The 23,061-nt window shown below is 73.4% G+C and carries 21 protein-coding genes and 1 pseudogene; 8 read left to right on the forward strand and 14 right to left on the reverse strand.

Annotated features, from left to right (window positions below):
• Positions 1–104: 104 nt before the first annotated feature.
• A complete protein-coding gene (locus ACIPYQ_RS35590; RefSeq protein ID WP_401258304.1) occupies positions 105–797 on the forward strand; it encodes a DUF6882 domain-containing protein in 693 nt (230 codons plus the stop codon).
• A gap of 71 nt (positions 798–868) precedes the next feature.
• Here the strand turns inward: ACIPYQ_RS35590 and ACIPYQ_RS35595 are convergent, their stop codons facing one another.
• The 5 genes from ACIPYQ_RS35595 to ACIPYQ_RS35615 form a co-directional block, all read right to left on the reverse strand.
• The gene (locus ACIPYQ_RS35595; protein WP_401258306.1) at positions 869–2,059 is read right to left on the reverse strand and encodes a PP2C family protein-serine/threonine phosphatase; all 1,191 of its coding nucleotides are present in this window, start codon (positions 2,057–2,059) and stop codon (positions 869–871) included.
• Positions 2,060–2,294: 235 nt separating this feature from the next.
• Positions 2,295–2,537 (reverse strand): hypothetical protein, encoded by a 243-nt coding sequence (locus ACIPYQ_RS35600; RefSeq protein ID WP_401258308.1) that lies wholly within the window; start codon positions 2,535–2,537, stop codon positions 2,295–2,297.
• A gap of 347 nt (positions 2,538–2,884) precedes the next feature.
• Positions 2,885–3,088 carry a hypothetical protein gene (locus ACIPYQ_RS35605; RefSeq protein ID WP_401258309.1) on the reverse strand — a complete coding sequence of 68 codons (204 nt, stop codon included), beginning with the start codon at positions 3,086–3,088 and terminating at the stop codon, positions 2,885–2,887.
• 139 nt (positions 3,089–3,227) lie between these two features.
• Positions 3,228–4,103 (reverse strand): YwqG family protein, encoded by an 876-nt coding sequence (locus tag ACIPYQ_RS35610; RefSeq protein ID WP_401258311.1) that lies wholly within the window; start codon positions 4,101–4,103, stop codon positions 3,228–3,230.
• Between the two features lie 118 nt (positions 4,104–4,221).
• Complete coding sequence (locus tag ACIPYQ_RS35615) at positions 4,222–4,497, reverse strand: DUF6355 family natural product biosynthesis protein (RefSeq protein WP_361763394.1); 276 nt, start codon at positions 4,495–4,497, stop codon at positions 4,222–4,224.
• Between the two features lie 199 nt (positions 4,498–4,696).
• On the opposite strand from ACIPYQ_RS35615, the gene ACIPYQ_RS35620 reads away from it, so the two are divergent.
• Positions 4,697–4,933 carry a hypothetical protein gene (locus ACIPYQ_RS35620; RefSeq protein ID WP_361763391.1) on the forward strand — a complete coding sequence of 79 codons (237 nt, stop codon included), beginning with the start codon at positions 4,697–4,699 and terminating at the stop codon, positions 4,931–4,933.
• 26 nt (positions 4,934–4,959) lie between these two features.
• Here the strand turns inward: ACIPYQ_RS35620 and ACIPYQ_RS35625 are convergent, their stop codons facing one another.
• Positions 4,960–5,457 carry a C40 family peptidase gene (locus ACIPYQ_RS35625; protein WP_401258314.1) on the reverse strand — a complete coding sequence of 166 codons (498 nt, stop codon included), beginning with the start codon at positions 5,455–5,457 and terminating at the stop codon, positions 4,960–4,962.
• A 371-nt stretch (positions 5,458–5,828) separates the two neighbouring features.
• Between ACIPYQ_RS35625 and ACIPYQ_RS35630 the strand changes: the two genes are divergently transcribed.
• A complete protein-coding gene (locus tag ACIPYQ_RS35630) occupies positions 5,829–7,157 on the forward strand; it encodes an MFS transporter (protein WP_401258316.1) in 1,329 nt (442 codons plus the stop codon).
• A complete protein-coding gene (locus tag ACIPYQ_RS35635; protein ID WP_401258318.1) occupies positions 7,154–8,344 on the forward strand; it encodes an anhydro-N-acetylmuramic acid kinase in 1,191 nt (396 codons plus the stop codon). The genes ACIPYQ_RS35630 and ACIPYQ_RS35635 overlap by 4 nt, the downstream gene beginning before the upstream one ends.
• Positions 8,345–8,360: 16 nt before the next feature.
• Here ACIPYQ_RS35635 and ACIPYQ_RS35640 read toward each other — a convergent pair.
• Positions 8,361–9,713, reverse strand: a pseudogene (locus ACIPYQ_RS35640) (FAD-dependent monooxygenase); the annotation flags it as partial.
• An 85-nt stretch (positions 9,714–9,798) separates the two neighbouring features.
• Between ACIPYQ_RS35640 and ACIPYQ_RS35645 the strand changes: the two are divergent.
• Positions 9,799–10,353, forward strand: a complete 555-nt coding sequence (locus tag ACIPYQ_RS35645) for a YbaK/EbsC family protein (protein WP_401258319.1) — start codon at positions 9,799–9,801, stop codon at positions 10,351–10,353.
• Positions 10,354–10,404: 51 nt separating this feature from the next.
• Here the strand turns inward: ACIPYQ_RS35645 and ACIPYQ_RS35650 are convergent, their stop codons facing one another.
• From ACIPYQ_RS35650 to ACIPYQ_RS35660, 3 genes are read right to left on the reverse strand one after another with little or no spacing between them, the layout of a single operon-like run.
• Entirely contained in the window at positions 10,405–11,364 is a 960-nt protein-coding gene (locus ACIPYQ_RS35650) for an ABC transporter ATP-binding protein (protein WP_401258320.1), read from the reverse strand.
• Complete coding sequence (locus tag ACIPYQ_RS35655; protein ID WP_401258321.1) at positions 11,361–14,261, reverse strand: hypothetical protein; 2,901 nt, start codon at positions 14,259–14,261, stop codon at positions 11,361–11,363. Before ACIPYQ_RS35655 ends, ACIPYQ_RS35650 begins: the two co-directional genes overlap by 4 nt.
• The gene (locus tag ACIPYQ_RS35660) at positions 14,258–17,581 is read right to left on the reverse strand and encodes an FtsX-like permease family protein (RefSeq protein ID WP_401258322.1); all 3,324 of its coding nucleotides are present in this window, start codon (positions 17,579–17,581) and stop codon (positions 14,258–14,260) included. The genes ACIPYQ_RS35655 and ACIPYQ_RS35660 overlap by 4 nt, the downstream gene beginning before the upstream one ends.
• 111 nt (positions 17,582–17,692) lie before the next feature.
• Here ACIPYQ_RS35660 and ACIPYQ_RS35665 point away from each other — a divergent pair, with 111 nt between their 5' ends.
• A complete protein-coding gene (locus tag ACIPYQ_RS35665) occupies positions 17,693–17,836 on the forward strand; it encodes a hypothetical protein (RefSeq protein ID WP_401258323.1) in 144 nt (47 codons plus the stop codon).
• Positions 17,833–18,594, forward strand: coding sequence for an ABC transporter ATP-binding protein (locus ACIPYQ_RS35670; RefSeq protein ID WP_401258325.1), 762 nt, complete (start codon positions 17,833–17,835; stop codon positions 18,592–18,594). Before ACIPYQ_RS35665 ends, ACIPYQ_RS35670 begins: the two co-directional genes overlap by 4 nt.
• A 46-nt stretch (positions 18,595–18,640) precedes the next feature.
• Here the strand turns inward: ACIPYQ_RS35670 and ACIPYQ_RS35675 are convergent, their stop codons facing one another.
• Entirely contained in the window at positions 18,641–18,955 is a 315-nt protein-coding gene (locus ACIPYQ_RS35675) for a glyoxalase/bleomycin resistance/dioxygenase family protein (RefSeq protein ID WP_401258326.1), read from the reverse strand.
• A 299-nt stretch (positions 18,956–19,254) separates the two neighbouring features.
• On the opposite strand from ACIPYQ_RS35675, the gene ACIPYQ_RS35680 reads away from it, so the two are divergent.
• Positions 19,255–20,280 carry a phytase gene (locus ACIPYQ_RS35680; protein ID WP_401258327.1) on the forward strand — a complete coding sequence of 342 codons (1,026 nt, stop codon included), beginning with the start codon at positions 19,255–19,257 and terminating at the stop codon, positions 20,278–20,280.
• Between the two features lie 59 nt (positions 20,281–20,339).
• On the opposite strand, the gene ACIPYQ_RS35685 is transcribed toward ACIPYQ_RS35680, so the two are convergent.
• From ACIPYQ_RS35685 to ACIPYQ_RS35695, 3 genes are read right to left on the reverse strand one after another with little or no spacing between them, the layout of a single operon-like run.
• Positions 20,340–21,002 carry a methionine ABC transporter permease gene (locus ACIPYQ_RS35685; protein WP_401258328.1) on the reverse strand — a complete coding sequence of 221 codons (663 nt, stop codon included), beginning with the start codon at positions 21,000–21,002 and terminating at the stop codon, positions 20,340–20,342.
• Positions 20,999–22,015 (reverse strand): methionine ABC transporter ATP-binding protein, encoded by a 1,017-nt coding sequence (locus tag ACIPYQ_RS35690; protein ID WP_401258329.1) that lies wholly within the window; start codon positions 22,013–22,015, stop codon positions 20,999–21,001. The genes ACIPYQ_RS35685 and ACIPYQ_RS35690 overlap by 4 nt, the downstream gene beginning before the upstream one ends.
• Positions 22,012–22,896: a MetQ/NlpA family ABC transporter substrate-binding protein gene (locus tag ACIPYQ_RS35695; protein ID WP_401258330.1), complete on the reverse strand. Its 885-nt coding sequence runs from the start codon at positions 22,894–22,896 to the stop codon at positions 22,012–22,014. The genes ACIPYQ_RS35690 and ACIPYQ_RS35695 overlap by 4 nt, the downstream gene beginning before the upstream one ends.
• Positions 22,897–23,061: the final 165 nt, after the last annotated feature.

The following is a 23,061-nucleotide window of genomic DNA, read 5'->3' on the forward strand; positions in this document are numbered from 1 at the left end:
GAACTCCACGACGCGTTCGTCTCCCTCGCCTGCAGTCTCATCTGCTGGAGACGCCTCAAGAAACACGATTCATGATCGTGTTACGAGCTCTTAGGGTCATGGGCATGATCACGATGCATCAGTTCAGTGACGCGTTCCTCCTGGAGGCGGAACGGCATGCGGCCTGGGGCGCCGCCCAACTGCAGGCGCTGACCGACTACATGCCCGAAGGGCCCTGGACCGCGGACCTCGAGGCCTGTCTCTACCAGCAGGGCGGTCTTGAGCTGCGGGTCGCCGTGCTGGGCACGTACGACGTCCAGGACCGGTCCTGGATGTGGGGCTGGGCCAATCCCGGGCTGCGCGGCACCGAGGTGGTGGCGCTGACCGGTGCGATCGAGCGCTACGGAAGGAAGCAGGGGATCGCTGAGTTCACCGAGGAGACCCTCGACCTGTCCGGTTTCGAGGATCCCCGGCGGGCCGCGGAGACGCTGGCCTTCGCGGGGATGGGTGTGGCCGAGGCGCCCGGGTACCTCGGCCTCCCGGCGGGACCCGACAGCCTCGTCTACTTCCTGCCGGACGACCCGCAGGTTCCGCGGGCCGGCCTCGACACGGTCGCGATGCCGCGCGAACTCCTGACCGGGGCGGGTCTGATCGGCCGTTCGGCCCGACGGGTGGTCACCGGCTACCTGGAGTACCACGGCCTGCCCGCGCGGGAGGACGGCGACCGGATCCTCGCCGATCTGCCCGGTGGCAGTGCGGCGGAGATCGAGTTCGACCACGCGGACCGCATCGCCGCCGTGCGCCTGACCGCCGTCTGACAACAGCCCGGAGCCGGGAGCGGGGAGGGCTTCACGGGTCGTCGCTGATCGGATGAGCGCCTGTGGCGGGCCTAATCGGTGGCCCCGTGGGACGTACGGGGGCGGAGGCGGGCGGCGAGGACGGCGACGTCGTCTTCGGCGTGCTGCGCGTCGAGTCCGCCGCAGACCGCGTCCACCACGTCCGAGACCCCCGCTCCGGCGGTCATGCGGAGTGCGGCGAGCCGGGCCAGAGAGGTGTCGATGTCCTCGCCGCGGCGCTCCACCAGGCCGTCCGTGTAGAGAACGATCGTCTGCTCGGCGGTGATGGGCAGGGCGACGGCCTCGTATCCGCCGACGCCCGTGCCCAGCGGAGGGCCGACGGGAACGTTCAGCAGCTCGCCCGGGCCGTCACCGCTGAAGACGGCGGGCGGCAGATGTCCGGCGCTCGCGTACACGGCGATGCCGCGGGCCGGATCGACGCGGACGAGGAGGCAGGTCGCGGGCCGGCGGCTGTCGTCCGCGGCGGACAGTGCGTCCAGCTGGCGCAGGACGCGGTGCGGGGCGAGATCCGTGGAGGCGACGTCGCGCAGCAGCGAGCGGTAGGCGTTCATGTCGACGGCGGCTTCCAGGCCGTGACCCATGACGTCTCCGACCACCAGCAGCGTCCGGCCGAAGTGCAGCCGCACGGTCTCGAACCAGTCGCCGCCGACGAGGGCGCGGGCTCCGAGCGGCAGGTAGCGGCTGGCGACCTCCAGGTTCGGGTGCGGCCGGCCCGGTTCGGCCACCAGGGCGCGCTGGAGATCGAGCGCGATCCTCTCGGTCGTCGCCTGGCGCCGCGCGTGCCCGATGTGCACGCACGCGAGCCGTGCCGCGATGTGCAGTGTGGCCGTCTCGTCGTCACTGAAACCGCCGTGGGCCCGGGCCGCGAGGAGCCGTCCGTAGAGCTCGCCCCGGCCGATCAGCGGCACGGAGACGAGGTGCACGGGCCCTTCCGCGCCCCGGCCGGTGTACGCGTGTACGGGATGTCCCTCGTCCAGTGCCCGGACCGCGGGGCTGATCTCGGTGGCGGGGCCGTCCAGGAGATCCGTGGCGCCGACCGCGGCCACGCGTTCGTTCCGGGCGCCACGGCCGACCAGTTCCACGGCGGCGGCGTCGCACAGGGTCCGGAACGCGAATCCCGCGAGCTCCCGCCAGGTCTCCCTCTCGACGAAGGACGTCCCGACCTGCTCGAGGGCCTCTTCCATCGCGCGCAGGCGTGCCTCCAAGCCATCCGATTCCGGCACGACGCCTCCATAACCCCTGGTCCGCCCCAGGGAGCCCGACGAGGAAGGCATTCCATCAGCCCCATTCGTTCCGGTGACGAATGCGGGGCCTGGCCTTGACCCGATCGAGGCCACACCAACCTGTCTGGGGGTGCCGACCCGCACCTCGGACGGAAGGAGTCCGCCCGAGGTGCGGCCGGAGTGGCGACGGCAAGCACGGAAAGCACGTCAAGGACGGCGTGGATCCGCGGCACGGTCACACCGCGTCAGGCGCGATCCTCCTCGCGACGACAGGAGCGGCCTGTGCCTGCGAACAGCTCCGGGCGCCGGGCCCGGCCGTCGGGGCGCACCGGTCGACGGTGCCGTCGGTTTCCGCCGCCGCCCGTGCACGCTGCCGCCGCACGTGGCGGGCGCGCAGGACGGCGTACAGAGCGGCGGTGGCGACGGCAGCGGCGCACCAGGCGCCGAGGATCACGGCAATCGTGGTGAGGACGGCCACGGGTACTCCTCGGGTGGGAGACGGCGGGGGCAGCGACAGCCGCTGGCGGAGGCACGGGTGAACTCGACCCGTCGCACCGTGCGTTCCTGCTGTCGCTGTGCGTATGCGCGCCGAGGAATGACGATACATCTGCGAGAGTCACCATGAACCGCCTTCGGGCAACGATCGTGAGCGGCGCCGCCGTTGTCACCGACGATGCCAAGCCCCGGGGAGCATCACCCGGCGGCGGACTGCCGAGCCGGGCCGGGCCGTGTGGTGCTCACCGTGAAGGACAAGTACCCCACGGGCGTGCACTTCACGCTGGCGAACCCCGACGGCCGCGGAGCGAGGGCGGGGCGGCACGGCTGTCACAGCGCCTCGTCGGCGGCCCTGTCCATGAAGGTCTGCAGCGCGGCCAGTTGCCGGTGCACGGCCTCCGCGAAGGCGGCGCCGGTCTTCTTCACGTCGACGTCTTCCGGCCCATGGGCGTACTCGGCGGTCGCCGACTCTCCTACGCGAGCGGAGCTGGTGTTGATCTCTTCCAGGTCGCGCCTGCCCTCCGGCGTCGTCACGAGGCGCACCGTCGTGAGGGCGTCGCGTCGCCTGCCTTGTTTTTCTTCTGGGTCATGCGGTATCGGTACCGCGGCCGGGAGGCCCGGCACCTGCAACCACCTGGCGGCACGCGTCGCGCCCCGCGCCGCCGAGGCGGTCTCAGCAGCACTGCCAGGTGAAGAGGGCCTCCTCGAAACGCCCCGCCGCCAGGTCGGCGGGGCGGATCAGCCAGTACAGGGTGCCCACGTCGCCCCACATCATGTCCGCCGCGTCGTCGGTGTCGATCTGCGCGAGAAGCACCCACTTGGCGGCCTCGTCGTTCAGCCGGGGGTCCTGCCTGGAGGCCCCGGAGCCGACCAGGGCGTGGGCGATCTCCCACTCCACCGCCCCCTGCACGGGCACGGCATGGCCGCCGAGCCGGTGCCGGGAGCCTCTGGGATCGGGATCGAGGGCTCCGAGGGCGTTGTCGAAGGGCCTGGCGTTGACCGGGTGGTGCCTCCAGTCGCGGGAGTCCGCGGCCTCGCCGAAGGCCGCTCGCACGCTCGGGGCGTCCGACGACGGTACGGTCAGCCCCGCCTGAGCGGTGAGCGGCACCTCGGGATACGGGGGCAGCCCGGCCGGGGCCGGGTGCGGGCGGGTGGCGGTGCCGGCGGGGACGTACACGACCCGGGCGCCCGGGCGGCTTTCGGGGTCATCGGGATGGACGAGCGGGTCGTCGCCGTCGAGGCGGTCGTCGAAGAGGAAGAAGAGGAGGGTGCCGGAGGCGGGCAGGGCGAGGCCGGCGTCGCCGGCCGCCGCGAGGGCCGCGCAGTCGAGGGACGCGATGTGCGAGAGCGGGCCGTGGCCCTCCCACACCGGCCACGGCGTGTCGGCGGGAAGCTCCGGCAGCCCGCCGAGACGTCCCGCCGCCGCTCCGTCACCGGCGTGGACCAGGCGCAGGCCGGGGGCGAGCATGCCGATCCAGCGTGCGGCATCTTCGGGGGAGAGGAGGCGGTGGGCGAGGTCGCGCAGGGCCTCGGCGGGAGCGTGCGTCATGGGTCGATCATGCCTGCCGGCACTGACAGCTAAGGCGGCGGCCCGGCGCTGCGCCGGCACCGGGCGCGGTCCCAGCGGAACCGTGTGCCCGTGTACGCCGGCGCAGCGCCCGCCCGGTTCAGCAGGTGCGCCCGGCGTACGAGGCGTTGCTCACCTTGCTGCGCGATCCGAGCCACGTCTTGCCGGGGCCCACGCACTTCTCGTAATTGGGCCCGAACACCTCGACCTCGATGATGACCCGGGAACCGTCGTTCGTGCAGTGGTTGTAGAACGAATCGGAGCCCGTGGCGAAGTACCCGCACGGATCGGCGGTGGCCGGCGTGGCGGTGACCAGCCCGCCCGCGAGCATCAGGCCGGCGGACAGCAGGGCGGTGGCGAGGCGACGAACAGGCACAGGAGCTCCTCGGAATCCGGATACTGACAACATTGCGATCACCCTAGGGACCACCCGCCTGGCCGAATCGATTCTCTGGTACGCCGACACACCGGCCGGGCCGAATCGGGGGAGGAATGGGATTCCGCCTGCGTCCACTCGGCGGTAGGCGCGCCGGTGAATCGGCGCCAAGGGGGCGTCGGCGTGGAACGATCTCCGCATGACAGAGAGCTCGAGCCCGTACATCGCCTCGCCGCGGGTCACGGTGGGGGCGGTGCAGCCCGGCGATCCGCCCTTCCGCATTGTGGAGATCGACGGGGAGATGGTCCGAATGGCGGAGTCCATGACCGATGTGATCCTGGCGGCGGCGGCCGAAGGGATCACCATTCACGACCTCGATGATCCGGACACGGTCCGTTGGGTGGGCGGCGGGAAATTCACCTGGCGCCTGCACTAGGGGTTCCGCCCCTGCCGGATGCCGGTTCAGGTGGCGCGCCCATAGCGGACCTCTGTGCTCCAGATCCGCTCCAGACGCACGAAGGTGCCGGGGCGTGGAGCATGCCAGATCCTGTCCTGGCCCGCGTAGATGCCGACGTGGGCCATGGTCGCGCCGCGGGGGAAGAAGACCAGGTCGCCGGTCTCGCGATCGGACTTGGGGATGTGGCGGGTGTGCTCGTACTGCTGCTCGGCCGTGCGTGGAAGACGTTTGCCGGCCTTCCTGAAGGCGTAGAGGGTCAGCCCTGAGCAGTCGAAGCGTTTGGGGCCGGTGGCGCCGTAGGCATACGGCGAGCCCTGTTTGGAGGCCGCCACCTCGAGGGCTCTGATGCCGTACGGTGCCGCCGCGTTGGCCGGGTCCGCGTGACCGGTGAGGGCGCCGGCCGTGAGGAGCAGTATGAAGAAGACGGAACGTGCTCTGGGGCAACAGCCCGTGAGGGGAAAGCCCTTGGGGGCCTTTCGGAAGTCGGTCCTGGGGCAGGACATCGTGACACCTCCGCAATCGGTTGGCAGTCGACAGTTCAGGTCAGTGGTCTGGTTCCGTTCTCGGTGGCATGTGTCGTGGCGCGGTTCTGACGGCGGACCAGTTTTCTCCGACGCCGCGCGGCCGACGGCATCGGACACGGCGTGATTTGTCTCGAATTTCCATTCGATTCGAGATAATAGTTATGCATGACTTCCTCGTATTCACGCCTGACGGCGGGAGTGGTAATGCGGAGAGGTTGGCGGTGAGCCCGGCCAAATCCGTTGGATATTCGGGGGATTTCGAAATATCCGAACTCCAATTGCTGCCGCCGATGTGCTGAACCGTGCCGCCGCGAGGCATTGCCGCGCCGCGGAGCGGGCACCCAGCACCGGTGACCTCGACCGAACTGATCCCGGCGCCGCCCCGCGCCGCCGCCCGCCGGGCCCTGCTCGCCGGTTCGGCCGGCAACCTCGTCGAGTGGTACGAGTTCGGCGTCTACGGCTGCTTCGCCACCGTCATCGCGGCCAACTTCTTCACCCCGCACACGGGCGCGGGAGCGGAGGCCGCGAGCGGCACCGAGGCGCTGATCGCCACGTACGCCTCGTTCGCGCTCGCCTTCTTCTTCCGTCCCGTCGGCGCCCTCCTCTTCGGGCGCCTCGGCGACCGTCTCGGCCGCCGTCCCACCCTCGTCCTCGTCATCGGCCTCATGACGCTCGCCACCACCCTGATCGGGCTCCTCCCCACCCGGGACGCCATCGGTGCGGCGGCCCCCTGGCTCCTGACGCTCCTGCGCGTACTCCAAGGGCTGTCCGCGGGCGGGGAGTTCGGTGGAGCCGTGTCCCTGATGACGGAGTACGCGCCGCCGGGCCGGCGCGGTCTCTACGGTGCGTGGCAGTCCTTCACCGTCGCCCTCGGCCTGCTGGCCGGCGCCGCAACGGCCGCTGCCCTGGCGGTGGTCCTGCCCGCCCAGGCCCTGTACGCGTGGGGGTGGCGGATCCCGTTCCTGCTGGCCCTGCCGCTCGGGATGGTCGCGCTGTGGCTGCGTACGGCGCTGGAAGAGCCGCCGGGCGCGCCTCCGGCCAAGGCCGGCCCCGGGGTCCGCGGCGGCGAAGGGCCGCCCGGCGGCGGGGTGCGGGCCCGTGCCGTCGTACTCGGCATCGGGCGGATCATGGGCTGGTCGGCGGCCGGGTACACGTTCCTCGTCGTGCTGCCGTCCCACCTCCAGTCCACGCTGGGAGCCTCCTTCCGGGACGCCCTGCTGGCCACCACGCTCGTCACCCTCGGGTTCGCCGCCTCGATCCTGCCCGCAGGGCTCCTCAGCGACCGGTACGGGCGGCGCCCGGTCATGCTCGGCGGCGCGCTCGGGATCGTCGCACTCGCCCACCCCCTCCTGCGCCTCCTCCAGTCCCCTGGAACGCCCCTGCAGGTGCGGGTCGTTGCCGTACTCGCCGCGGGCGCGCTCGTCGGCCTGCTGGCCGGGCCGGGGCCGGCCATGCTCGCCGAGATGTTCCCGCGGCGCGTGCGCTGCACCGGGCTCGGGCTGGCCTACTCCCTGGCCAACGCGGTGTTCTCCGGCTGCGCCGGACTCGTCATCACCGCATGGACCGCCAGGACGGGAGACACCGCCATCCCCGCTCACTACGCCGCCGGCGCCTGCGCCATCAGCTCACTCGCGCTGCTGACCCTGCGCGGGAACGACCACCGGGAGTCCCTGCGATGAGAGTGATCGGCCTGATGTCGGGGACCTCCTACGACGCCGTCGACGCCGCGGCCTGCGACCTCGAAGTCCTGGCCGGGGACGGCGTGTTGCACCTCACCCCGCTGGGCATGGTGAGCGAGCCGTACCCGGAGGGCCTGCGGCGCGCGCTCGCGGCGGCCCTGCCGCCCTCGGCCACCACGCTCGCCGAGGTGTGCCGCCTCGACACGCACATCGGGCAGGCCTTCGGACGGCTCGCCGCCCGGGCCGACCAGGAACTGTGCGACGGGCAGGCGGAGTTGATCGCCTCGCACGGGCAGACCGTCTACCACTGGGCGGCGGACGGCCGGGTCCACGGCACCCTCCAGCTCGGCGAGCCGGCCTGGATCGCCGAGGCCACCGGCCGCCCCGTCGTCTCCGGCTTCCGGCCGCGGGACGTCGCCGCCGGCGGCCAGGGCGCGCCCCTGGTGAGCCTGATCGACCTGATGCTCCTGCGCGGCCGGCCCGGTGTGCCCGCCGCCCTGAACATCGGCGGCATCTCCAACGTCACCGTGGTCCCGCACAGCGGCGACCCCGTCGCGTTCGACACCGGCCCGGGCAACGCGCTGATCGACGCCGCGGTGCGCGAACTGAGCGGCGGGCGGCTCGCGTACGACGAGGACGGCGCGCTCGCGGCGGCCGGACAGGTGCACCCGGCGCTGCTGGAACGGCTGCTCGCGGAGCCGTACTACCGGCTGCCCGCGCCGCGGACCACGGGCAAGGAGCTGTTCCACGAGGGCTATCTGCGCTCCCGGCTGACGGGTTTCGGCCCGCTCCGGCCGCAGGACCTGGTCGCCACGCTCACGCGCCTCACCGCCCGGACCGTCGCCGACGCGCTGCGGCCGCTGGGAGCCACCGAGGTCTTCGCGTCGGGCGGCGGCGTGCGCAACCCGACGCTGACGGGCATGCTCCGCGCCGAACTGGGCGGCGCCGCGGCGCTGCGCACCTCGGAGGAGCTCGGACTGCCGGCCGCGGCCAAGGAGGCGTACGCGTTCGCGGTGCTCGGATACCTCACCCTGCACGGCCTCCCCGGCAACGCTCCCGCGTGCACCGGAGCCGCCGGCCCCCGCGTCCTCGGTTCGATCACCCCGGGCAGCCGCCCGCTCCGGCTGCCCGCGGAGCCGGCCACCGTTCCACGCTCCCTGTCCGTACGGGCCCCGGTGCCGCGCTGACGCCTGCGGCTCGGGCTCAGCCGACGGGGGCGCCGAACCACTCGGGCAGCCGGCCGAGCAGATCCTGCTGGTCGTCGCCGACCCACACCACATGGCCGTCCGGCCGCAGCAGTACCGCGGGCACGTCCAGTTCCTCGTCGGCGCCGACGCCATCGACCACGTGGTCGACCCGGTCCGCCCAGCCCTTGACCGAGAGCCGGCCGGTCTGGTCGAGCAGCAGTCCACGGCCCTCGCGCATCAACGCGTAGAGCCGGCCCTGCTTCAGGCCCACGTCCCGCATCCGCCGGCCGAGCAGGTCGTGGCCCTCGCCGCAGTCGTAGCGGACGTCGACCGCGGTGATCACCCCGGTCACATACCGGTTCACCTCCTCAAAGTCCATCAGCCTCGACAACAGCGTGCGCAGCGCCGTCGCACCCGGATCGGTCCCCAACAGCGTGATCTGCGCGCGGGTGTTGTCCAGGACGGAGGCGCCCACCGGGTGCCGTTCGGCGTGATAGCTGTCCAACAGCCCGTCCGGCGCCCAGCCGTTGACTTCGGCCGCCAGTTTCCAGCCGAGGTTGAACGCGTCCTGCACACCGAGGCCCAGTCCCTGTCCGCCGGTCGGCGGGTGGATGTGCGCCGCGTCGCCGGCCAGCAGCACCCGGCCGGTCCGGTAGCGCTCGGCCTGCCGGGTGGCGTCGCCGAACCGGGACAGCCAGCGAGGCGAGTGGACGCCGAAGTCGGTGCCCGCGAAGGCCCGCAGCTGCTGCTTGAACTCGTCGAGGGTCGGCGCGGTCGTACGGTCCTCGGCCACGCCGTCGGCGGGCACGACGATGCGGAACACCCCCGCGTGCCCGTCCACGTCGGGGATGGCGCCGAACCGCAGTTGGGTCCTGCGGACTTCCTCGACGACAGCGGCGATCGTCGCCGGATCCTCGGTCACCTCCATGTCGCCGAGCAGCGTCTCGACCGTGGCGGGCTCGCCGGGGAAGGCGACGCCGGCCAGCTTGCGCACCACGCTGCGGCCCCCGTCGCACCCCACGAGGTAGCGCGAGCGAAGGCGCGTGCCCCCGGCCAGCTCGACGCTCACCCCGGTCTCGTCCTGGCTCAGCCCGACCACTTCGCAGCCCCGCCGGATCTCCGCACCGAGTTCCAGGGCGCGCTCGTTGAGCAGCCGCTCGGTGACCGGCTGCGGGGTGGTGAGCCCGTACGGGTGGGCCGTGTCCAGACCGGCCGGCCACGGCTTCATGATGCCGCCGAAGAACCCGCCGACCTGGAACTTCTCGCTGACCGCGAGGAACCGGTCCAGCAGACCGCGCTGGTCCATCAGCTCGACGCTGCGCGCGTGCAGGCCGCGCCCGCGGGACTGCCCCGTCGGCTCGGTCAGCTTCTAAGTTGAGAGTGGCAAGGAGTGGCTTACCTCCTTGCCTTTCCTTGTGTCCTCCGCTGTCCGGGCAGGGTGTTACCGTGCGGGCATGCGCGCTCCCATCGGGCCCTTCGACCACGCGGTACCCGCTCCCGACTGCCTCGCGGACCTCGTGGCGCCCGTCGCCGACGCGGTCGTAGGCTGGACCGGGGACGTCCCGGCCGACCAGATCCTGTACGTGGACACCGACCCCGCCATCGCCGACACCGCCGCCTTCGTCGCGCACTACGGGCAGGAGCTGCTCGGCCAGTCGGCGAACTGCGTGGTGGTCGCCGCCAAGCGCGGCGGCGCGACCACCCTCGCGGCCTGCCTCGTGGCCTCCGCCGGCCGGGTCGACGTGAACGGCGCCGTCCGGCGTCATCTGGGCGCGCGCAAGGTGTCCTTCGCGCCCATGGAGACGGCCGTGGAGCTGACGGGCATGGAGTACGGCGGCATCACGCCGCTGGGTCTGCCCGACGGCTGGCCGCTCCTGGTGGACCCGGTGGTCGCCGACATGCCGTACGTGCTCGTCGGCAGCGGACGGCGGCGCGGCAAGCTCATCGCGCCCGGCAAGCTGTTCGCGGAACTCCCCGGCGCCGAGCTCATCGACGGCCTCGCCCTCTGAGGTACCTCGCTCCTACGGCCCGGCACCCCCGGGCGCCGGGCCGTACGCGGTTCAGTGGCTGCGGTCCGGGCGCAGTTCGATGTGGTCCGGGGCCAGGTCGACCGCCAGGCGGTGCTCCATGCCCAGGGCCTCCAGGAACTTCGGGGGGAGCTGGACGCGTCCGGACCGGTCCAGGACGACGTACTCGCGTTCGCTGATCGATTCCTCGCCGTGCTCGTCGGTGACCAGGCGGCGCAGGACCTCGCTGCTGGTGCGGCCGTCGCGGATCGCCACGGTGCGGCGGACCTCGCCCGCCACCATGGGGTCGTGCGTCACGATGACCACCGTCACGCCGAGTTCCTTGTTCACGGTGCGGAAGGTCTCGAAGACCGCGGCGGCCGTCTCCGAGTCCAGTTCGCCCGTGGGTTCGTCGGCCAGCAGCACCCTGGGGTCGTTGGCCATCGCCACGGCTATCGCGACGCGCTGCTGCTGGCCGCCGGACAGTTCCGCCGGACGCCGGTGCGCCAAGTCGCCGATTCCGAGGGCGTCCAGGATCTCCGCGACCCGGGCGGTCCGGCGTGCGCCCGCGCCGCGCCTCGAACCGCCGCCCCTCAACTGCATGGGCAGGGCGACGTTCTGCGCGGCCGTCAGGAACGGCAGCAGGTTGCGGGCCGTCTGCTGGAAGACGAAGCCGACCGCTTCGCGCCGGTAGCGCAGCCGGTCCCGCGCCGACAGTTCCAGCAGGTCGTAGCCGGCGACCGCCGCGCTGCCCGCCGTCGGGACGTCCAGGCCCGCCAGGATGTTCAGGAGGGTGGACTTCCCGCTGCCCGAGGCGCCCACGAGGGCCACCAGGTCGCCCTGGGCGACCGTCAGCTCCAGCCCCTGGAGGGCCTGGACCTCGATGCCGTCCGTGCTGAAGATCCGGACCAGACGGTCGCAGGCGATCGCGGCGTCCGTCGCCGGGGTGCGCGGCTCGGCGGCTGCCGTCGCCCGGCGGCGCAGCTCCTCGTACGTCGGCTGGTCGGTGTTCAACGCTGGTCTCCCGCTCTCAACTCGGTGGTGATCTGCCGTCGCCCGGATGTCGCCGCCTCGACGAGCACGGCCGCGGCGACCAGGGCGGCCAGGCCCAGGGCCTGGATCAGTACGGGACCCGCCGTGAGCCGGACGCCGGTCGGCACGCTCGCCCCGACCAGCGTCGACAGGTCCAACGCCGGGCCCAGCAACGCCACCGCGGAGGCCGCCACCAGGGCCCCGCCCAGCGTCGCGGCCAGCGTCTGCGGCAGGCTCTCGGCGAGGATCAGCGCCACGCCCTGGCGGCGGCGCAGCCCCATGGTGCGCAACCGGGCCAGCAGGGCCGCCCGCTCGGGGACGGTCCGCATCAAGGTGAGCAGGACGGCCAGCAGTGCGAAGCCGGCCGCTCCGGCCACGGAGGCCCAGAACAGGCGCTGGGCCGACCGCTGCAGCGGATCGGCGCCCAGCTCGGCGACGGCCTCCGCGCTGGTGCGCACGGGATACACCTCGTCGACGGGGTGGGTCCCGGAGGCCGGATCCCCGCCCGCGGCGGGTGCCGGAGGCTGGGCCTGGTTCGTCGAGGACGCCGGCGGGAGCGCGGCCCGGACCAGCGCGCGCAGCCGGTCACCGTCGACGGAACCCAGGCCCAGCCACTGGTTCGGGCGGTCGGCGCCGAGGAGGGCCGTCGCCGGGCCCGCCGGGAGGACGATGGTCGCGGCGTCCCGGGCCGGCCGGGCCGGGGTGCAGTCGATCACGCCGGCGACCCGAGCCTTCAGCTCACCGCCGTTGCCGGGCAGCAGCGTGTACGTGCCCGGGCCCGGGCCCGCCAGCCGTGCCAGGCCGGCGCTGAACAGCGCGGGCACGGGCGCGTCGGCGGACTGCCCTGCGCCCGTGGCCAGCAGGGCGGGGTCGAAGGAGCCGCAGCCGAGGGCGCGGGACAGCTCCGCGTACGCGGCGGGCTCGGCGACGATCACGGAGATCTGGGTGGAGCGCTGGGTCGTGCCGAGGACCGAGGAGTCGTGGTCGATCCAGAGCGGCACGGAGGTGCGTACGCCCGGCAGTTCGCCCGCGGCCTTCGCGAGTCCGTCCGGGAGCGAGGCCTTGCCGAACGAGGAGATCGACGTGTCTGCGCCGACCGCCAGCCGGGCGACCCCGAGCCGGCTCGCGTCCACCGAGTCCAGGACGGCTGCCCCGAACCCCCCGGTGGTGATGGCGAGGAGCAGGGCCACCATCGGCAGCACGGAGGGGCCGGTCCGGCCACGGGCGTGGGCCCCGGAAGCCCCCGAGCCACGGGCGGCCCGCGCCAGCCCGAGGAAGCCGACCAGCCCGGAGCTGCGGCCGGCCGCCCGGGCGAGCCACCCGGTCACCACCGGCTGCAGCCGGGCCAGCAGCAGCCCGCCGCACAGCGCGAGCAGCAGGGGAGCCGCGATCAGCAGCGGGTCGGGGTCGCTGCCGGCCGGGGCGACCCCGCGGCGGCGGACCTCCAGTACGGCGGCGGCCGTGGCGATGACGACGAGCAGTTCGGCCACGGGCCGGCGCCACCGGCCGCCCGGGCGCGGCGGGGTCAGCAGTACGGCCGCCCGTACGGGGAAGGCCAGCAGCGCGAGCAGCGCGACCACCGCGGCCGAGAGCAGCGCGGGTGCGAGCCGGGGCGTGGGCAGCAGCAGTACGGCGAGCGCGGTGGCGGCCGCGGCGGCCGGGAGCACCGTGACGGCGCCCTCCCCGAGGAGCCGGCCGACGATGCCGGCGCGCGAGCCGCCCCGGGCCAGCAGCAGCCGCAGCTCGGCGTCGCGGCGGTCCGCGGCGAGCGCGCCGGCCAGGCACAGGACGACGAAGGCGACCCCGCCGACCCCGGCGGGTCCGATCAGGGCCAGCGGTGCCGCGGCCTGCCGGCGCTCGTGGGCCTGCTTGAACAGTTCGGGCAGCCACGAGGTGGTGCGCAGCCGCGGGCGGGCGGTCTCCCGGGCGAGGGCGCCGGCGGTGGGCCCGGCCACGTACGAGGCGATCTCCTTCGTCGTGGCGTCGAGCCGGTCGGCCCGCAGGCTGCCGACGTCCACCGGAAGCCGCCAGAAGTCCTCGGAGGTGTCGCCCCAGGTGTCCATCCGGCCGAGGTCCCCGGCTCCGATCAGGGCGTCGACGTGCCAGGAGAGGTTCTCCCCGTTGTAGTGCGCGCAGGCGCGCGGCAGGCAGTCGAGGCCCACCCAGAAGTCATCGGCCGGGTCGGGGACCGCGTACAGACCGACGACCTCCACGGACGGCGTGCCGCCGACCAGGGGCGAGCTCTTCAGGACGGATCCGAGACGGGCGCCGAGGGTCTCGGCGGCGCGCTGCGAGAGGGCGACGTGCAGCGGCGGGTCGTACGCGGCGGCGCCCTCGGGGGCGCCCGCGGGCGGGCGCGTGTCGCTCGGCCAGCGCCCCTCCACCAGCTTCACGTGGGCCGGGGCCTCTTGGACGTAGAGCAGGGACATGGCGGGCGGGAAGCCGGACGGGCGGGACAGTTCCGGATTGAGCAGCGGCTGCCGCTTGGTGGTCCGCGTGCCGTGGACCACCGCGTCCGGGTCGACGCGGAAGGTGGCTCCGCCATGGGACAGCAGGCTCTTCAGGATCCCGTCCAGGGCTTCGGCGCTCTGACCGGCCACCGGGGCCGGCGAGGTCACCTGCAGGCTGGTGTTGGTCTGCCCGCTGCGTTCCAGGAAGGACCTCAGGGCCTGGTCGGCGCCCCGGTCCTGGGCCCGCGGCAGCGCGGCGGCCAGCAGGACGGCGACGAACGCCAGCGCGGCGGCGAGCAGGGTACCCAGGGGAGCCGCCCGCAACCGGGTCCTGACCCAGGGCGCGGGCCGGGGCGCGGACCGCGGGGCAGCGGCGGACGGCGGCGCGGTTTCCGACGACGGCGCGGCGGACGGCGGCGGGGTGGTCACATCTCCTCCACGGGACGCAGCCGGGCGGCGATGTCGCGGCCCCGGGGGCCGCTGAACACGGCCGACAGCAGGGGAACGGCGGCGATGGCGGCGGCCGTCAGCAGGGTCTGCCAGAACGGCAGGTCCACCCGTACGGGCGGGAACGGCCGTCCGGCGGAGGGTGTCAGCACGACCAGGGGCGCCATGAGGTGGACGAGGGCGACACCCAGCCCGGTCCCGACCGCGGTCCCGATGACGATGAGTACTCCGCCCTCGGCGGCGGACGCCAGGGCCAGCGACCGGCGCGGGGTGCCGAGCGCGAGCAGGACCGAGAACTCCCGGCCGCGCACGCGCCGTTCGGCGGCGGTGGACGTCGCGAAGCCGATGGCAGCCAGGACCGCGCACGCGGCGGCGAGGGCCGCCAGCGCGCTCTGCGGGCCGGCGCTCAGCGGGTCCTCCAGCAGGTGCGCGGTGATCTCCTCGCGCAGCTGGACGCGCTCGGTCCTGGACCCTTCGCGCAGCTTTTCCGCCGCGCGGGCCGGTACCGGATCGGCGGTCGAGGCGGCGGGCAGCCACCACTCGGTGGGCGGGGCCGGCTGCTGTCCGGCGGACTCCACCAGGAACCGGCCGAGCGTGCGCAGGTCGACGGCGATCCCCGACCGTCCGACCACAGGGAGGGAGTCCACGGCGGCGGTGATCCGCATCGGGACCGACGCGCCGTCGAGCGTGACGGGGACGGTCACACCCACGGAGGCGCCTATGGACCGCAGGTAGCCGGTGGTGGCGACCGCCGGGACCGCGGCGGCGGCAGGGGCGGTGGGCGCCGGGAACAGCACGGCGCTGACACCCTTCTCGGTGCCGGCCCCGCCCCAGTACCGCAGCTGCAGGTGATCCGTGGAACCGGCCGGAACGGGGGAGAGCGCGGGGGCCCGCAGGTTGCGGGGTCCCTGAGGGGGCGCGGACTGCCAGCCGCCCGTGGCCGCTGCTCCGGGTGCGGCGACCGCCGTCGTACCGCCGTCCGCGGTGTCGGAGACGCCGATCCGGCGCAGGGTCAGTTCGCTGCCTTCGCCCGCGGGGCCCTCGTCCCCGGCGTACGAGAGGCGTATCCCCGCCAGGGTCAGCGGGGCCGCCGCCGAACCGATCGGCGCACCGGTCAGGGTGTCCAGCGGGAAGGTGAGGGTCGCGTCGCCGCTGGTGGGCAGCGTGACCGAGGGCGTCCCGTGGGTCGCCCCGAACCGGTCGCGCAGCAGCAGGCTGACGGCCGCCCAACTCGTACCGGCGGACCGTACCGTCACGCCGAGTTCGATCCGCCGGGGGGAGCCGGGCAGTGCCACGGCGGGAGCCTGCCCGGGGGCGGCTCCTGCGGCGCCGGCGGCCGCGGACCCGGTCGGGGCGTCCGGGCCGTTCGCGGCGAGCGGGCCGAACAGCTCCCGCATCCCGTGGCCACCGCGCAGGTCCGCGCGCAGCGGTACGGCTTCGCCCACCTTGGCGGCGTCCACCGCGATGAGGTCGGCGGTGCCACCGCCGGGCAGCGGCAGCGCCTGGCGGGCCACCGGAATCAGGCGGTCCGCGCCCGGCAGCGCCCCATAGCGTCCGCCCTGCCCCATCGGGGCCATGCTGCTCCCGGAGATCCGCAGGCCGCCCGCGGTCGCGAAGTCGGCCTGGTCCCGCTGCGATTCGGACCAGGCGGTGTGCTGGCCGAGGGCCAGGATCCCGCTGGAGACGGCGAGGACGAGCAGCAGCACGGGCCCGGTGGCCCGGCCGGGCCGTCGGGCGAGCTGCCAGCCGAACAGGGCGGGGCCCAGACTCCGGCCGCGCGCCGCCAGCCGTCCGCCGGCCCGTGCCGCGAACGGCAGCAGCCGCAGGACCAGCAGGGTGCCCCCGCACAGGGCCAGGGTCGGGGCGGCGACCAGGACCGGGTCGATGCCGAGCCCGCCACCGGCGGAGGAACCGGGCGCGGGGGCGTCCGTACCCCCGTACTGGGACAGCTGCTGGTAGCCGAGGACGGCGAGGACCAGGACGGCCAGGTCCAGCCCGGAGCGGGCGGCGCCCGTCACCAGGGCCTGCCTGCTGCCCGCGCGGCGCAGTACGGCGGCCGAGGCGCCGCGCAGGACGGACGGCAGGGTGGTCAGCAGGACGCAGGCCAAGGCGCAGCCGGCCGCGACCGGCCAGACCAGCCAGGTGTCCGGGATCTTCAGGTGGACCCGCGCGAGCGGTCCGAACCGGCCGAACAGGCGCAGCAGGGGCGGGGTCAGCAGCGGTGCCAGGACGGCCGCGGGCAGGGCGAGCAGCAGCGACTCGGCCGCGCCGAGCGCGCCGAGGCGCCGGCGGGAGGCGCCGCGTGCGGTGAGCAGGACGCGCTCCGGTTCCTGGCGGACCGTCAGGATGTGGGAGACGAGGAGCAGTGCGGCCGTCGAGAGGACGGCGAGCTGGAGCGCGCCCACCAGCAGGGTGGACCGGGCGACGAGCAGGCCGGAGTCCAGCTCGGCCAGGAGCTTCGGGAGTTCGGTGGCGGCCCGGAGCGAGGTGGCGCGCTCCAGGGCGGCCCCCGCCGGGTTCGCCGCGGTCCGGACGGCCCCGGCCTCGGAGGTGCGGATCGTGCTCAGGTCCGGGGTCAGCAGCGTCAGGCGGTAGTTCTGCAGGAGGCCGCCGGTCGTGAACGCGCTGTCGTCCACCAGGAGCGGGCCGTAGGTGGCGAGCGTGTTGGACTGGATCTCCCGGCCGCCGAGCGGGTCGAGCCGCCAGTACCCGGCGTCCGGATCGGTGGCCCGGTACACGCCGGTGACCAGCACGGTCAGCGCGGCCCCGTCGAACCGGTCGTCCAGCCGGACCGGTGCGGGCAGCGCGGACTCGGCCAGGCCGAGCCGGGCCAGCGCCGCGCGCGGCACCGCCACCTGCATCGGCGCCGCCGGGGTGCCGGCCCCGGCGGCGACGGGCCCGGGCCACTCACCCGCGAGCAGTTGTACGCGCTCCCGGGCCAGGGCGGCGAGCAGGGTCAGGTCGGCGTCGCGGCCCGAAGTGGCGGTGCCGGGAAGCCCGTACGAGCGGCTGCGGGCCACGCTCTCGGCGGTGACCGGAAGCCGCCCGAACACCTCGCCGGCGTAGGCCCGGACGGACTCGTCGTCCTTGGCGCGGGAGGAGGCCGGATGGCCGCTGGTGACCACGACGGTGGTCCGGGCCTGTTCCGAGCCGGTCAGGGCCTGCCGCAGTCCCTCTTCCTCCACGCCACGGGTGAATGCCGTCAGCGCGGTCAGAGCGGTCGCGGTGATCAGTACGGTGAGCAGTACGGCGACGGCGAGCGGCCATCGCCCGCGCAGTCGGCGCACGACGAAGCCGAGCACGTGTTGAGTTCCCTCCCCCGTCCGGACCTTCGGTACCGGATAGCGGACGATGCTGTCAGATTCGAGCCAGACAGGGAAGGGGCTTGCGTGAAAGGTGCGGCAGATGCGCAAATGCGATCAGAAAGCTGCAACGGCAGTGGGTGCGGACCGCGGGGCGGGGCGCTCCACGCGGACTACGTGAACGACGTGGACGACGCGAACGACGTCAACGACGTGAACGACGCGGACAACTCGACGGGGGAGTACAGGCGATGAGCGACAACCATCTGGAACCGGTGGCGGCGGCGGTCGCGACGGCGCGGGAGGGTGCCGGCACGCCGATCGTGGCGGTGGAAGACCTGCGCCACAGCTTCGGCAGCGGACCGCAGGCCGTCCACGCCCTGCGCGGCGTGTCCTTCGAGGTCCGCCGCGGCGAACTCACCGCCCTCAGGGGCCGGTCGGGCTCCGGCAAGACCACCCTGCTGAACCTCGTCGGCGGCCTCGACACCCCGACCGGCGGCCGGATCACCCTCGACGGTACCGACCTGGCCGCCCTCGACGAGGCGGACCTGCTCGCCCTGCGCCGCGACCGCATAGGCTTCGTCTTCCAGTCCTTCGGCCTGATCCCCGTCCTCACCGCCGCCGAGAACGTCGGGGTACCGATGCGACTGCGCCGGATGCCCGCCAAGGAGCGCGAGGAGCGCGCCCGTACCCTGCTCGCCCTGGTCGGCCTCGCGGACCATGCCGAGCAGCGCCCCGGGGAGCTCTCCGGCGGCCAGCAGCAGCGCGTCGCGGTGGCCCGTGCCCTGGCCAACGACCCCGACCTGATCATCGCGGACGAACCCACGGGTCAGCTCGACTCCGAGACGGGCCGGTCGATCATGGAGCTGTTGCGTGCGGTCGTGCGCAGCGAGTCGGTCACCATCCTCGTCGCCACCCACGACCCGAACCTGATCGAACTCGCCGACCGGGTCGTGGAGTTGCGCGACGGCCGCATCGTCGGGTCCGGCGCGGACGAGGAGGTCGGCCCGTGAGCGTCACACGGGGCAGGACCACGCCGGCGCCCCCAGGAAGTCCTGATCAGGCCGAGTGGACGTCGACGGTCCTGCCGTCGGGGTCCGTGAGGAGATGGCGGCCGGGCGCGAGCGGTGGGGTCGCGGCGGCGCCGGTCAGGGTGAGGCCCAGGCGAAGGGCGCCGGTCTCGCGGTCGGGGCGGGCGGGGTAGATCTCGAAGACCGCGCCGTCCGCCAGCGTGGCCGCGTAGTGGAGGGGGCCCTGTCCGTGCTGCTCGCTCGCGAAGTGCAGGCCCAGGTCCTCGTAGAACCGCCGGCACTCTTCGAGGCGGGGCGAGTACAGGACCAGCAGGGTCGCGCGGATGCCGATCGGGTCGCTCATGAAACTCCTGGGGATCCTGGGGCTCCTGGGGCTCCTGGCCGAGGGGCTGCGGGTTCGGGCGGCGTGCGGCAAGAGCCGTACAGGTGGGGCACGTTGCCGGTTCCGACGGCGCTGCGGTGGGCCGATGTCCGGGCCTCGCCAGCATAGTTACCCGCGCGAGGCGACGGCGCTGCGGCCTCGCCCCTGCGGCGCACGCCGGCCCGGCGCCGGGGCCGCGGCCGGTTCAACTGCCGTTCACGCCGTGCTCGCCGGGCCTCTCTACCCTCCTCCTGTCCTTCACCCGACCGAGGGGAACCCCGGTGTCCTTCGCCCTTTCCGTCCGCGCGGCCGCACTGCCCGCCGCCGTTCTGGCCACACTGGCCCTGCCGGCCGCCCCGGCCCAGGCGGCGGCCATATCCGTCACCGCCACCGTGGAGACCGCACCGGTCTCGCACAGCGGCGACGCCGCCGACGACCCCGCCATCTGGGTCCACCCGACCGACCCCGCCAAGTCGGTGGTCGTCGCCACGGACAAGAAGGGCGCGCTGGAGGTCTACGACATGACCGGCGCCCGCATCCAGCGGATCGCCGGCGACTACGGCAACAACGTCGACCTGCGCGGCAACATAGTGGTCTCGGCGGACGACGAGGCCGCCGGCGGCGACGGTGCCATGCACATCTACCGCATCGACCCGGCCACCCGGCAGCTCAAGCGGCTGAAGGACGTGCCCACCGAGGTCACCGCGCACGGCATCTGCCTCTACACCTCGCCGGTCTCGGGCAAGCTGTACGCCTTCCCCAACTCCACCTCCGGCCGCGTCGAGCAGTGGGAGCTCGCCGTCAACGGCGACGCGGTGACCGCGACGTCCGTCCGCCTGTGGGACGCGGGCTCGGCGGTCGAGGGATGCTACGCCGACGAGACCACCGGCAAGCTCTACCTCGGCGAAGAGGACGTCGGCGTCTGGGTGTACGGGGCCGAGCCCACCGCCGGCACCAGCCGCACCAGGCTCGACTCCACCGGTTCCGGCGGCCACATCACCGCCGACACCGAGGGCATCACCGCCGCCGGGAACCGGATCTACGTCTCCTCCCAGGGCAGCAACGACTTCACCGTGTACGACCGCACCACCCGCGCCTACCTCGGCCGTTTCTCCGTTTCCAACGGCACGGCGGCCGACGACTGCGAGGACACCGACGGCATCGACGCCACCTCGGCCAACCTCGGACCCGCCTTCCCGCAGGGCGTGTTCATCTGCCAGGACGGCTCCAACGGCGCCCCCGGCACCAGCGGCAACCAGAACTTCAAGTTCGTCCCGCTGCAGCGGATCACCGCACAGTTCGGCTGATGGTCCCGGGCGCCGGCGGTCCCGCCGGCGCCCGTCCGGAGCTGCGCCCGCACGTGACGTCAGCGGCGGAGCACCTTGCGGGACACCACATTGCCGAGCAGTTGCGCCGACTGGACCAGTGCGATCAGGACGAGCACCGTCACCACCATCACCGAGGTGTCGAAGCGCAGGTAGCCGTAGGTCATCGCCAGGTTGCCGACGCCTCCGCCGCCGACCGTCCCCGCCACCGCCGAGAAGTCGATCAGTGCGACGAGCATGAAGGTCAGGCCGAGCACCAGCGGTCCGAGCGCCTCGGGAACGAGGACCGTGAGCAGGATCCGCAGCGGGCTCGCGCCCATCGAGCGCGCCGCCTCGATCACGCCGGGCTCGACGGAGAGCAGGTTCGACTCCACGATGCGGGCGACCCCGAACGTCGCGACGACCGTCATCGGGAAGATCGCGGCGTTCGTGCCGATCATCGTGCCGACCACCTCGCGCGTGACCGGGGCGAGCGCGACGATCGCGATGATGAAGGGGACGGGCCGGACGATGTTGATGAGCAGGCCCAGGACCGCGTGCACGATCCGGTTCGGCAGGACGCCGCCCTTGCGGGTGGCGTACAGGGTGAGTCCCACCGCCAGTCCGCCGACGGTCGACAGGGCCAGGGTGATCAGCACCATGTAGACGGTCTCGCCGGTCGCGTCGAGGACCTTGGGCCAGAACGTGCTCCAGTCCGCCTTCACCGGGCACCCGCTTCCGCGAGGTCCGGTACGGAGAGCGCGGTGACGACGGCATCGACCGCGCGGGCTTCGCCGCGCAGTTCCAGGGTCACGCTGCCCAGGGGACGTCCCCGTACTTCGCCGATGCCTCCGTGGACGAACGTGAACTCGACGCCGTGGACGTGCAGGAGCTCCGAGAGGCCGTCCAGGGAGGGGCTGCCGTCGGTGACGGGCAGCGTGACCAGGGGGCCCGGGTGGCGGGCGCGCAGCCGTTCCAGGAGCGCGGCGTCCGGCTCGCTGTGGCGGGCGGAGCGGACGAAGGCGGCCGTGGTCGCGTGGCGGGGCCGCGCGAAGACCTCGTACACCTCGCCGCTCTCGACCACCTTGCCGTCCTCCATCACCGCGACGCGGTCGCACAGGGTCCGTACGACCTCCATCTCGTGGGTGATGAGGAGGATCGTGACGCCCAGCTCGCGGTTGACGCGGCCCAGCAGGGACAAGACCTCGCCGGTGGTCTGCGGGTCGAGGGCGGAGGTCGCCTCGTCGCACAGGAGGACCTTCGGGCGGGTGGCGAGCGCGCGGGCGATGCCGACGCGCTGGCGCTGGCCGCCCGATAGCTGCTCGGGGTAGCGCTTTCCGTGCCCGGCCAGGCCCACGAAGTCCAGCGTCTCCTCGGCGCGGGCCCGGGCCGCCGCGCGGTCCATGCCGGCGAGGCGCAGCGGATAGAGCACGTTGCCGATGACGGTGCGCGAGCGGAAGAGGTTGAACTGCTGGAAGATCATGCCGATGTCGCGGCGGATGGGACGCAGCCGGCGCTCGCCGAGGGCGGAGAGGTCCTGGCCGTCGAGCAGGACGCTGCCCGAGGTCGGCTCCTCCAGGCCGTTGACGAGGCGCAGGAGGGTGGACTTGCCCGCACCGCTGTGGCCCACGACCCCGAAGACGGTGCCCGCTTCGACGGAGAGGGAGACGCCGTCGACGGCGCGCGCTCCGCCCGGGAACTCCTTGCGGACGTCGCGCAGTTCCACGGCCGCGGTCATCGCTTCAGCTGCTTCTGGATGCGGGCGACCTCGGCCTGGAGGTCGGCGGCGGGCAGCTCGACGTGGTGCGCGGTGCCGTTGCTGGTGCGGCGGACCTCGTCCTGTACGGCCTGGGAGGCGTACAGCTCGACGATCTTCCGGTAGTCCGCGTTGTCCTTCTGGTTCGCGCGGGCGGCGATGACGTTGAGGTACGGGACGGACTGCGGGGCGGCGGGATCGTCCTTGAACAGCGCGGTGTCGGCGGCTATGCCGGCGAGTTCGGCGACGCCGTCGTTGATGATCGCGGCATCCGTGTCCTTGAGGGTACGCGGGGTCTGCTGGGCGTTCACCGGCGTGAGCTTGACGTGCTTGGGGTTGGCGGTGATGTCGTCCGGGGTGGCGAAGAGCCCGGCGTCCGCGCGCAGTTCGATGAGCTTCGCCTGCTCCAGCACGCGCAGTCCGCGGCCCTGGTTGGCGGGGTCGTTGGGCAGGGCGATCTCGGCCCGGTCGGGGAGGTCCGCGAGCTGCTTGTGCTTGCTGGAGTAGAGGCCGAGGGGGACCACGGTGGTCGCGGCGATGGGGGCGATGTCGGTCTTGTTCTCGGTGTTCGACTGTGCGAGGAAGACCAGGTGCTGGAACGCGTTGAGCTCGATGTCGCCCGCGCTGAGGGCCTTGTTGGGCAGCGAGTAGTCGTCGAACACGACCGTCTCCACGGTGAGGCCCTGCTTCGCGGCCTCCTTGGCGAGGACCTCCCATTCCGGGGAGTCGCCGGAGACGCCGACCCGGATGCGGTGGCCGTCCCCGCCTCCGCCTCCGAGGCCGCAGCCGGACACGAGGAGCGCGAGGACGGTGGCGGTGGAGGCGGCGAGCAGGGTACGCCGACGCGGGAGTGCAGAAATCATTGTGTGATCCATGTGCAGAGGAAGAGTCGAACGAGCGATGAATGGATCGTAGATCGAACTCGCCTTGCAGCCTTCGAATGTGAGGTTCTCTTCATGAATCTGAAATGAATGAAAGGGTGAGTGAGTGTTGCGGTCGAGAGCCTCCGCGGCGCGCGTGCCGGTCAG

Origin of the sequence: Streptomyces sp. NPDC090045, assembly GCF_044747975.1 — a bacterium.
Taxonomy (GTDB): Bacteria; Actinomycetota; Actinomycetes; order Streptomycetales; family Streptomycetaceae; genus Streptomyces.

Coding starts and splice junctions, on each gene's coding strand:
- ACIPYQ_RS35635 (WP_401258318.1), top strand. CDS start 7,154: ATGAGAGTGATCGGCCTGATGTCGGGGACCTCCTACGACGCCGTCGAC.
- ACIPYQ_RS35590 (WP_401258304.1), top strand. CDS start 105: ATGATCACGATGCATCAGTTCAGTGACGCGTTCCTCCTGGAGGCGGAA.
- ACIPYQ_RS35620 (WP_361763391.1), top strand. CDS start 4,697: ATGACAGAGAGCTCGAGCCCGTACATCGCCTCGCCGCGGGTCACGGTG.
- ACIPYQ_RS35675 (WP_401258326.1), bottom strand. CDS start 18,955: ATGAGCGACCCGATCGGCATCCGCGCGACCCTGCTGGTCCTGTACTCG.
- ACIPYQ_RS35670 (WP_401258325.1), top strand. CDS start 17,833: ATGAGCGACAACCATCTGGAACCGGTGGCGGCGGCGGTCGCGACGGCG.
- ACIPYQ_RS35645 (WP_401258319.1), top strand. CDS start 9,799: ATGCGCGCTCCCATCGGGCCCTTCGACCACGCGGTACCCGCTCCCGAC.
- ACIPYQ_RS35695 (WP_401258330.1), bottom strand. CDS start 22,896: ATGATTTCTGCACTCCCGCGTCGGCGTACCCTGCTCGCCGCCTCCACC.
- ACIPYQ_RS35625 (WP_401258314.1), bottom strand. CDS start 5,457: ATGTCCTGCCCCAGGACCGACTTCCGAAAGGCCCCCAAGGGCTTTCCC.
- ACIPYQ_RS35610 (WP_401258311.1), bottom strand. CDS start 4,103: ATGACGCACGCTCCCGCCGAGGCCCTGCGCGACCTCGCCCACCGCCTC.
- ACIPYQ_RS35665 (WP_401258323.1), top strand. CDS start 17,693: ATGCGATCAGAAAGCTGCAACGGCAGTGGGTGCGGACCGCGGGGCGGG.
- ACIPYQ_RS35690 (WP_401258329.1), bottom strand. CDS start 22,015: ATGACCGCGGCCGTGGAACTGCGCGACGTCCGCAAGGAGTTCCCGGGC.